Annotated in this window: 9 protein-coding genes; 7 read left to right on the top strand and 2 right to left on the bottom strand. The window is 64.0% G+C overall.

Translation table 11 applies throughout. The features are described 5' to 3' along the window. Both VK804_RS30760 and VK804_RS30755 read right to left on the bottom strand, forming a co-directional pair. Nucleotides 1–1,360 (bottom strand): MmgE/PrpD family protein (locus VK804_RS30760; RefSeq protein WP_325752053.1); only part of this gene is annotated, 1,360 nt, incomplete at its 3' end. 15 nt (nucleotides 1,361–1,375) lie between these two features. Then, nucleotides 1,376–2,443, bottom strand: a complete 1,068-nt coding sequence (locus VK804_RS30755) for an ABC transporter substrate-binding protein (RefSeq protein ID WP_325752052.1) — start codon at nucleotides 2,441–2,443, stop codon at nucleotides 1,376–1,378. A gap of 217 nt (nucleotides 2,444–2,660) precedes the next feature. Between VK804_RS30755 and VK804_RS30750 the strand changes: the two genes are divergently transcribed. The 7 genes from VK804_RS30750 to VK804_RS30720 form a co-directional block, all read left to right on the top strand. Beyond that, nucleotides 2,661–3,632: a tripartite tricarboxylate transporter substrate binding protein gene (locus VK804_RS30750; RefSeq protein ID WP_325752051.1), complete on the top strand. Its 972-nt coding sequence runs from the start codon at nucleotides 2,661–2,663 to the stop codon at nucleotides 3,630–3,632. 12 nt (nucleotides 3,633–3,644) lie between these two features. Further along, complete coding sequence (locus VK804_RS30745) at nucleotides 3,645–4,115, top strand: (2Fe-2S)-binding protein (protein ID WP_325752050.1); 471 nt, start codon at nucleotides 3,645–3,647, stop codon at nucleotides 4,113–4,115. Then, nucleotides 4,112–6,247 (top strand): xanthine dehydrogenase family protein molybdopterin-binding subunit, encoded by a 2,136-nt coding sequence (locus VK804_RS30740; RefSeq protein ID WP_325752049.1) that lies wholly within the window; start codon nucleotides 4,112–4,114, stop codon nucleotides 6,245–6,247. The genes VK804_RS30745 and VK804_RS30740 overlap by 4 nt, the downstream gene beginning before the upstream one ends. Next, on the top strand, nucleotides 6,244–6,951 hold the full coding sequence (locus VK804_RS30735; protein ID WP_325752048.1) for a substrate-binding domain-containing protein: 708 nt from the start codon (nucleotides 6,244–6,246) through the stop codon (nucleotides 6,949–6,951). Before VK804_RS30740 ends, VK804_RS30735 begins: the two co-directional genes overlap by 4 nt. A 117-nt stretch (nucleotides 6,952–7,068) precedes the next feature. Next, complete coding sequence (locus VK804_RS30730) at nucleotides 7,069–7,830, top strand: GntR family transcriptional regulator (RefSeq protein WP_325752047.1); 762 nt, start codon at nucleotides 7,069–7,071, stop codon at nucleotides 7,828–7,830. A gap of 74 nt (nucleotides 7,831–7,904) precedes the next feature. Then, nucleotides 7,905–8,906 carry a TRAP transporter substrate-binding protein gene (locus VK804_RS30725; protein WP_325752046.1) on the top strand — a complete coding sequence of 334 codons (1,002 nt, stop codon included), beginning with the start codon at nucleotides 7,905–7,907 and terminating at the stop codon, nucleotides 8,904–8,906. A gap of 35 nt (nucleotides 8,907–8,941) precedes the next feature. After that, nucleotides 8,942–9,158, top strand: a 217-nt coding sequence (locus tag VK804_RS30720; protein ID WP_325752045.1) for a TRAP transporter small permease, incomplete at its 3' end; no start/stop codon positions are given.

Here is a 9,158-nt window from a genome sequence, read left to right as displayed (position 1 = left end):
AGTTTCGTAACGGTCTCAAATCCATCTTGCCCTGATAGAGCCCCGCCAGCAGCTTCAACGCGGTATCGCTTTGCGTCTTGCTCCAGCCGCCATGCTGCGTGTTGAGCGCGAATTTGTCGGTGACGTCCTGCCGGGTCAGCGGCTCATGCGCGCCGCCGCGCAAATAAGGCTGCCGCTCCTCGATCACGCTGCCGTCCTTCAGCGTTGCCTTGATATGGCCGGTATAGTTGCTCGGGTAAGGGTTATCGGGATCGATCACGAATTTCACTTTGGCGGCGAGCGCGAGCACGCGCGCGTCCGATATCGCGGCCTCCGTGAACGCGCTAAGGCCGACGCCGCCGTGAACGAAGCCGGTCGCCAAGAGATACGGCACCGCGAATTTGGCGGCATAGCCGTTGCGCGGGCGCTGCTTGTCAGCCAAGGGCTCCCACAGCCGGTGCACCGTTCCCTCCGCCACCTCGCACAGGATCGCCTCGACATCCTCTGGCCTGATGCCGCGCGCGGCGAGGCGTTTGGCGCAATCGATATAGGGCTGCGCCATCGTCCCGCAGGGATAGGGCTTGAACGCCAGCGTGTCCGTCACCCAGCGGGTGCCGAAGTCACCGGTCAGCGCGTCATAGTCGCCATGGGTGGTATGGGCAAATCCGTGGAACAGCCCGTGCACGCCCTCGAACACCGTGCGCGGACCCACAAAACCTCCCCGCGCCAGCAGCGCCGCGCGAATGCCTGATTGCGCCGCCCAGCCGGCATGCAGCCGCTTGGTCCAGGCGCCCTCCGCGAGATATTCGATGATGCCGCCGGCCATGCTGCCGGCGATCCCGAGCGCATCCACGATTCTCGCCGCGTCGAGGCCGAGTGCCGTGCCGACGCCGGCGGCAGCCCCCATCGCGCCGAAGATCGCGGTCGGGTGAAAGCCGGCCTTGTGGACCGCCTTCGGCACCACGAGGCTCAGCCGGCAGAGCACCTCGGTGCCGACAGCGATCCCCGTCAGCGCCATGCGGCCGTCCGGATTGTGCCGCTCGCAAGCAGCCAGCACCGCCGGTACGATCACCGCGCCGGCATGCACCGGGCCGCCCTCAAAGGTGTCGTCGAAATCCTCGCCATGCGCCGCGGTGCCGTTGACGAAGGCAGCGCCCGCGGCAGTCAGCGTGCGGCTGTGCCCGATCACCGTGCATGGTCCGTCGTCGTCGCAACCGGCCAGCGCGCTTGCGACATAGTCCTCGTTGCGCGCGGTGACGCAGAGGCCGATGACGTCGATCAGCAGGTCCTCGCATTTGCGCATAGTTGCCGCCGAAAGCGCGCCCGGCTTCAGCGCGGCAATCTTATGCGCCAGCGTTTCGGCGACCGAGGTCTTTGGCAATGCGGATGTCATCGCTCAGACGTGGAATATCTTGGTATAGCGCGCCTTGATCGCGTCGCTCTCTTTTTCCACCGCGGCCGCATCGTCCTTCATGGTCTTGATGTCCTTGAGCGGCTTGCGCCCCGGTTTCTCCGTCGTTTGCGGATGCACCGAGCGCAGGCCGCCGACGTCGATGATGAGCTGCTGGGCGTCGCGGCTGAAGCAGAACGACTGGAACAGCTTGGCCGCGTTCGGATTGGGCGAGTCCTTGAAGATGCCGTTGGGCCCGATGATGATCGGCGAGCCTTCGGTCGCATAGACCGGCTCGACCGGACGGCCCTTCTCCTTGAGTTCAAAAATATTATACTCGTTGCCGTCGGCCATGACAGCGCGTTCGCCGAGATCGAGTTTCTTCGGCGGATCGGCCGATGATTGCACCTGCATGATGTTCTGTTTTGCGAGCTGCTCGAACCAGGTCCAGCCGAGATCGCGCTGCATCTGGTAGGTCGCGGTCATGATGGTGCCGCTATAGCCGGGGTGGGCCTTGACGATCTTGCCCTTCCATTTCGGGTCGAGCAGATCGGCAAAACTCTTCGGCGCTTCCTCGGGCTTCACCAGGCCGGTGTTGTAGGCGATGATCGACAGCCAGACGCGCCAGCTCGCAAACAGCCCGTCGGCATCCCTGTGCTCGGCGGGATAGAGTTTTGCGACATCCTCCGGCACGTAGGGCAGCAGGACGCCGTCGCGCTTCCAGACGATGAAATGCGCGGCATCAGACGAATTCACCACATCGACGGCGTGGATGTTGCTGGAATATTCCTGCCCGATGCGCTGGAACACGCGCTCGGCGCCGGAGCGCTCGACGCGAACCGCAATATCCGGATATTTCGCCTCGAACGCCTTGGCCAGCTTCTCGGCGACCGGCAGATCGACCGAGGTGTAATAGTTGACGTGGCCTTCTTTCCTGGCCGCCTCGATCAGCGCCGGCATGATCGGCTCCGCCGGCGGCGCCGCGGCCATCACGCGGGTGGAGAGCGCGGTTCCCGCAAGCAAGGCGCCGGCGCCCCTGAGCACGCTGCGGCGCGAAATGTTCGGATTTCTCATTGGCGTTTCCACCCTTTGGTCTTGGCGAGACGAGCAAGTTATCTTTTATTCCTGGAGCATACATCGAGTCTTTCGTCGACAGTCCGTTGCCCTTGCCGTCAGACGTGATAGTGGACTTCAGCCAGACCTGACCAACAACGACCTGGAAAACAGGATTCGGGAGATTGAAATGACGGGCCCAAGGCTCTCCCAAACGCTCCCCCAAAGGCTGGCTCCGATGCTTGCCCTCGCGCTGGCGACCGCTCTGCTTGCGACGCCGATGGCTGCGACCTCGAGCCTGGCGCAGGATTATCCGGCGCGCGCGGTGCGGATCATCGTCCCGTTCGGCGCGGGAGGGCCGGCCGACGTCACGGCGCGCCTGCTCGGCAATGCCATGCAGCAAAGTTTCGGTCAGCCCTTCGTGGTGGAAAACCGCACCGGCGCCGGCGGCGTGATCGGCACGCTGGAAGTCGTCAAATCACCGCCCGACGGCTACACGCTGCTGATGATGTCGAACACGCAAACCGCCAATGAATCGCTGATGTCGGCGGCGCAGCGCAAATACGAATTGATGCGCGATCTTGTGCCGATCGCGCCGGTCAATTCCTCCGACCTCGTCATCGTCGTGCATCCCGACGTTCCGGCCAAGACGCTGGCCGAGTTCATCGCGCTCGCCAAATCGCAGCCGGGCAAGCTGAATTATGCTTCCTCCGGCACCGGCACGCCCTATCACATGGCCGGCGAGCTGTTCAAAACCATGGCCGGCATCGACGTCGTGCACGTCCCCTACCGCAACAGCGGCGATGCCCGCGCGGGCGTGATCGGCGGACAGGTGCAGATGATGATCGACGCGGTGACGACGATGGCGCCCAATGTTGCTGCCGGCCAGGTGCGGGCACTCGCCACCACCGGCAAGACGCGTTCGGCGGTGCTGCCGGACGTGCCGACGGCGAATGAGGCGGGCGTGCCCGGCTATGAAGCGACGATCTGGCTCGGCCTGATGGCGCCCGCCGGCACGCCGAAGCCGATTATCGACAAGCTGAACGCCGCCGTGAATTCGCTGGTCAAGCGGCCGGACATCGTGAAACTCTGGAACGATCAGGGGGCGGTTCCGATGTCGATGACTCCGGAAGAATTCGACAAATATCTGCGCGGCGATATCGTGAAATGGGCTGACGTCGTCAAGCGCTTCCCCGAAAAGCCGCAATAGGATCTGTCCTCGATGCCGAACATTCGATTCAGCCTCAATGGTGCAGAGACCGAGATCGATGCCGATCCGGATTCGTCGCTGCTCGGCCTGCTGCGCGGACCGCTCGGACTGACCAGTCCCCATTTCGGCTGCGGCTCGGGCGAATGCGGCGCCTGCCGCGTCATCGTCGGTGACCATGCGGTCACCGCCTGCGACACGCCGCTATGGTCGGTGACCGGCAAGGAGGTCATTACCATCGAAGGACTTGGCAGCGCGGAAAAACCGCACCCGCTGCAGCGCGCCTTCATCGCCGAGCAGGCGATTCAATGCGGCTATTGCGTCTCCGGCATCCTGATGAGCGCGGCGGCATTGCTGATGCAGAATCCAAAACCCTCCGGCGCGGAGGTGAGGGCTGCGCTCGACCGCAACCTCTGCCGCTGCGGTTCGCAGAACCGGATGGTACGGGCGATATTGCGCGCGGCAGACGAGGTGGCGAGCCAATGACCGAACCCTCTCCCGCGCCGCCCAAATTGCCGGTCAGCCTCGCGGCAAACCCGGTGCTGTCGTCATGGGTTCGTTTCTCCGCGGAAGGGCACGTCACGGTTTCGCCGGGAAAGGTAGAGATCGGGCAAGGCATCGTCACGGCGCTCGCGCAGATCGCGGCCGACGAGCTCGATATCGATTTTGGCCGCGTGCAGATGGTGCGCGCGTCGACGACCGCGAGCCCCAATGAGGGCGTCACCTCGGGCAGCCTCTCGGTGCAGCAATCCGGGCGCGCCATCCGATACGCTTGCGCCGAAATCCGGCAGATCTTTCTTGCCGCCGCGTCCGATCAGTTGGGCGGCGGAGCCGATGCGCTCGATATCAAGGATGGTACCATCTCCGGTCCCGGCAATGTCAGCACCAGCTATTGGGAGTTGGCCGACAAGGTTTCGCTGGATCGCGAGGCAACGCCAGGCGCCGCGCCGAAGAAATCGACGCAGCGCGCGCTCGCCGGAAGTTCCGTGCAGCGGCTGGACATTCCCGACAAGGTCTTTGGGCAGCCGCGCTTCATTCACGATACCGCGCTGCCGGGCATGCTGCACGGCCGCGTGCTGCGATCCGAAATGCCCTTCGCAAAACTTGACGAACTGAAGGAGGATGATGCACGGGCCGTTGCCGGCCTGATCGCCATCGTGCGCGACGGCAATTTTGCCGGTCTGGTCAGCGAGACCGAAGACGGCGCGGAGGCGGCGCTGAAGGCCTTGCGGAAGAATGCAAAATGGAGCGCCGGCCAAACGCTGCCCGACGAAACCAGGCTGGCGGAATTTTTGAAAGCCCAGCCGGTTGAATCGACCGTGATCGACAAGCGGGTGGGGTCCGGCGCGGTTGCAAAGGCGCGCACGCTCCGCCGCCAATATACCCGCCCCTATATGGCGCACGCCTCGATCGCGCCGTCCTGCGCCATGGCGCAATGGAGCGGCGACCGCGTCCACGTCTGGACCCACAGCCAGGGCGTCTATCTGCTGCGCGCCGATCTGGCGCTGGTGCTCAAACTGCCGGTCGAGAACATCACGGTCGAGCACATGGAAGGCGCCGGCTGCTATGGGCACAACCCGGCCGACGACGTCGCGCTCGATGCGGTGCTGCTGGCGAAAGCAGCAGGTGGCCGGCCGGTCCGCCTGCAATGGTCGCGCGCTGACGAGATGACGCACGCGCCGTTCGGGGCGGCGATGGCGATCGAAATCGAGGCCGATCTCGATGCCCAGGGCGACATCGTCGATTGGCGTCACAGCATCTGGAGCAACGGCCATGCCGCCCGGCCGGGGCGCGCGGCGCAGCCGGCCTTGCTGGCCGGGACCGAACTCGCCGATCCGTTCCCGCGGATGATCTCGAACAATCCGCCGCAGGCCAATGGCGGCGGCGCCGACCGCAACTCGATCCCGCTTTATGATCTTCCCTCGTGGACGATCCTGTCGCATCGGCTGACGACGATGCCGATCCGCACTTCCGCGCTGCGGACGCTGGGCGGACAGGGCAACGTGTTCGCGATCGAATCTCTTCTCGATGAAGTTGCACACGAACGCGGCGAGGATCCGGTTGCCTTCCGGCTCCGGCATCTGAAAGACGAGCGCGCCAGGGACGTGATCCGCGCCGCCGCAAGGCGTGCGAATTGGAAGCCGGACAAGCGTGCCGGCACCGGCTACGGCATCGGCTTCGGCCGCTACAAGAACACCGGCGCCTATTGCGCCGTGGTTGCCGAAATCGAGGGCGCCGAAGATATCGTCGTCAGGCGGTTGACGCTGGCGGTCGATGTCGGCGAGGCCATCAATCCCGACGGCGTGATCAACCAGGTCGAAGGCGGCGCGATCCAGGCCACCAGCTGGGTGCTGAAGGAGCGCGTCCGCTTCGACGACCGGCGCATCACCAGCAACAGCTGGACCGACTATCCGATCCTTCGCTTCAGCGAGGTGCCGGAGGTCGAAGTCGAACTGATCCAGCGGCCGGATATCGACTCCGTCGGCGCCGGCGAAGCCGCGCACGGTCCGGTCACGGCGGCGATTGCCAACGCCATCTTCGATGCGCTCGGCGTTCGCATTCGCGACCTCCCGTTCTCGCGCGACCGCCTGATCGCGGCGATGGAATCGAGCACGTGACGAGCTTGAATATCCTGAGCGGCGGCGCGGCGCAGGGCCTGGTCGGAAGCCTTGCGGCCAACTTCAAGACCAGGACCGGTTTCGACATCGGCGGCGAGTTCGGCGCGGTCGGCGCCATGGCCGACAAATTGCGCAAGGGCATGCCGACGGACATCGTCATCTTGACGGCGGCCATCGTCGCGCAATTGGCGGCAGAGAAGCTCGTCGTCCCCGCCTCGATGGCCGAGGTCGGCCTGGTCGAGACCGCGCTTGCGGTCCGATCGGGCGATCCCATCGTCAAGGCCAGGGATGCGGCAAGTCTGCGCGACGCATTGCTGGCGGCGGATGCAATCTTCGTTCCCGACATCAAGGCATCGACGGCCGGAATTCACGTCGCAAAAGTCCTGCAGCAGCTCGGCATTGCCGCAACCGTGGAAGCCCGGCTCAACATCCATCCGAACGGCGCCACCGCGATGCGGCATCTGGCGGCCTCCGATGCCCGAAAACCGATCGGCTGCACGCAGTCGACCGAAATCATCTCTACGCCGGGCGTGCTGTTGTCGGGTCCGCTGCCGCCGGGATGCGAGCTTGCCACCATGTACACGGCGGTAGTGACGGCCCGAGCCGCTCACGCCGAGCAGGCACGGACGCTGATCGATCTGTTGACGGCGCCCAGTCAGCGCGACGTTCGCGAGCGCGCGGGCTTTCTCGGTGGCGCCAGATAGCAGCCCGGAATCTCCGCGCTTGCGTGGGGGATCTCCCAACCAAATAGCCGCGCGGGCGATTTCGTCGTTGCCAAAGCCGGTTCATATACTAATATATCAATTCGTCTGGGAGTAACGATGCCCGCGCGTGCCAGGAAAAAGACCGAGACCGCGGTTCGCACCGCCGCCGGCGCTCGCCGCGGCGGCCGGCCGCGCACGGCGACCGCCTCGGCCAGCATCTATTCGGACCTTCGCGCCGAGCTGGTGTCGCTGCGGCGGCGCCCCGGCGAAGCCGTCTCGGAAGCGGAAATCGCGCTCGCCTACGGTGTCAGCCGGACGCCGGTTCGCGAAGCCATCCTGAAATTATCGGACGAAGGCCTGCTCGAGATATTTCCGCAGTCGGGCATTTTCGTTTCGCGGATTCCGCTCGCGGCGCTCCCCGAGGCCATCATCATCCGCAAGGCGCTGGAGGCGACCACCGCGCAACTCGCCACCGAGCGGGCCACCGCGAGTCAGATTCTGGTGCTGCATTCGATCCTGCAGCGTCAGCGAGAGGCGAATGCCGCCAGGGACCGTGAGGCCTTTCACCAGGCGGACGAGATGTTTCATGCTACGATCGCGGAGATCGCGGGATATCCGGGGATCTGGACCTTGATCCAGCAGGTGAAGGTCCACGTCGATCGTTATCGCCGCCTGACGCTGCCGCAGGCGGGAAGGATGGGTCGCGTGATCGCGGAACATGAGGCCGTGCTGAATGCGATCGAGGGTCGCGATCCCGCGGCCGCAAGGACCGCGATGGAATTCCACCTCGAGAGTCTTCGCGACAATATCTCCGCAACCCAGAATGTTAATCCGGAGTTTTTCGACAACGAAACCAACAAAAAGAACGAACGCGGCTGAAAAAAAGCCGGGCCGTCTGTCCTCCGGCGGATGACCGTTGGAGCAAAACGAACAGTACGTGAGGGAGGAATCGGATGAAACGCCGTGATTTCATGAAACTGGGCGCAGGTTTTGGGGCCGCGATGGCGAGCCTGCCGCCGCTGTCGTCTGCAAGAGCGCAGACCAAAACGGTCTTCAAGGCTTCCGACGTGCAGCCGCCCGGCTATCCCACGGTGGTGGCGACCGAGAATCTGGGCAAGAAGCTCGAGGCCGCCACGCAAGGTCGGCTCTCGGTCCAGATGTATCCGTCGATGCAGCTCGGCGGCGAGAAGGAGACCATCGAGCAGACCCAGATCGGCGCCATCCAGATGCTGCGGGTCAGCGTCGGATCGATGGGTCCGATCGTCGACGACATCAACGTCGTCAACATGCCGTTCCTGTTCAAGAATACCGCGCATGCCGAAAAGATGATGGATGGGCCGATCGGCCAGGAATTGCTCGACAAGATCACCGCAAGCCCCAATGCCGGGCTGGTCGCGCTGTGCTGGATGGATGCCGGCGCGCGCAGCCTCTACAACACCAAGCGGCCGATCAAGACCATCGACGACGTCAAGGGCCTGAAATTCCGCGTCATCGGCAATCCGATTTTCATCGACATGATGAATGCGCTTGGCGGCAATGGCGTCGCCATGGGCTACGATCAGGTGTTCAGCGCGCTGCAAACCGGCGTCGTCGACGGCGCCGAAAACAATCCGCCAAGCTACGTCTTCGACAATCACTACACCGTCGCCAAGTATTACACCCTGACCCAGCACCTGATCGTGCCGGAAATCCTGGTGTTCTCGCGCAAGACCTGGGACGGCTTGAGCAAAGACGATCAGGCGTTGTTGAAAAAACTCGGCCGCGAGGCACAGCTCGAAGAACGCGACCTCTGGAATAAATACGAAGCTTCGGCGATGGAAAAAGCTAAGGCCGCCGGCAACGAGATCATCGAGGTCGCCGACAAGAAACCGTTCCAGGATGCGGTGAAACCGGTCTGGGACAAGTACGGGCCGAAATATGCCGCGATGATCAAGCGCATCCAGGACGTTGCATAACGCGGTCACCGCCCTTCCCGCTCCGGAATTGAATGATGGCGCATCTCTATCGCACGCTGATGGACGCGCTTTATTCGGCTTGCATCGTTGTTGCCGGCACGGCGCTGGTTTTGATTTCGGCCGTCATTCCCTGGGCGGTGTTCACCCGCTATGTGCTCAACAGCGCCGCATCCTGGCCGGAACCGGCCGCGGTCCTGCTCACCATCGTCGTCACCTTCATCGGCGCGGCCGCCTGCTATCGGCGCCGGCTGC

Origin of the sequence: Bradyrhizobium sp., assembly GCF_035484855.1 — a bacterium.
Taxonomy (GTDB): domain Bacteria; phylum Pseudomonadota; class Alphaproteobacteria; order Rhizobiales; family Xanthobacteraceae; genus Bradyrhizobium.
Note: the sequence above shows the minus strand (reverse complement) of the source record. Positions and strands in the feature narration are given on the sequence as shown.